Below are 851 nucleotides of genomic sequence, written 5' to 3' on the forward strand. Positions count from 1 at the left end.
GAAGGTCAAGGCGTTCGTCGAGGCGACCGAGGGCCGGCTGTCGCTGTTCTTCCTGCCGCCGTACTCGCCCGAGCTCAACCCGGACGAGTGGGTATGGAAGAACGTCAAACACGACCGGATCGCCCGCACTTCTGCTCGCGGCGCCGAGGAACTCAAATCCTTGGCGCTGGGCGCGCTGCGACGGTTACAGAAACTGCCCGCGCTGGTGAGGTCATTCTTCGCCGATCCGCATCTGGCCTACATCGGCGGCAGTCTCCGGTAGTCCAGAAACCCGCGAAGTGATTGGATCATTCGCAGTTGGCCCAATTCTGGCCCTCGCGTTCGAAGTCCTCCTGGGAGATCACCTTGTCCACAAAGACGATCTCTGAGTTCACTCCGTTGGTCTCTGGAGTCTTCAGCGGAACGCTTTCCCCTCGCTGGATGAGGACCTGGCCCGGCTTGAGCTTCGCGAAGTCAGCCGCCCTGAAGCTAACGTCGCGGATGTTCACTTGGCTGGAGGAGCCACCCCGTTTCTGGTAACCAATCGCCGAATAGAGCACGCCCGGGCGCAACACGAACGGCTTCGGCTCTACCGTCCAACCATCTTCTGGTGCATCCAGCCGGACAGATGTGCTCTGCCCATTGAGAGACGGAGCGATAAAGTCCACATCGTCCACGACGGTTGCGGATGACGAAGGGCCCGGCACCGAGTCCAAGGCGCCCGAGGCGTCCTCGTGATGGGAGATGTGAACTGCGCCGGGATTGATGGAGACTTCATCGGTTGGAAAGGATGGAGTCCATGTCAGGTCGATCCACTTCCCCGCACCCCGCCCAGCGTCGTTATCCACCGGAGCTGAAGGAACGGGCAGTGC

General features: G+C 61.2%; 2 protein-coding genes. One reads left to right on the forward strand and one right to left on the reverse strand.

All coding sequences use genetic code 11. The features are described 5' to 3' along the window. A partial coding sequence (locus E1286_RS47375; protein ID WP_187368339.1) for a transposase occupies window positions 1–262 on the forward strand: 262 nt, incomplete at its 5' end. A 25-nt stretch (window positions 263–287) separates the two neighbouring features. On the opposite strand, the gene E1286_RS47380 is transcribed toward E1286_RS47375, so the two are convergent. Next, on the reverse strand, window positions 288–851 hold a 564-nt coding region (locus tag E1286_RS47380; RefSeq protein ID WP_223190974.1), incomplete at its 5' end, for a hypothetical protein.

It is taken from the genome of Nonomuraea terrae, from assembly GCF_004348995.1.
In the GTDB taxonomy this organism is placed as follows: Bacteria; Actinomycetota; Actinomycetes; order Streptosporangiales; family Streptosporangiaceae; genus Nonomuraea; species Nonomuraea terrae.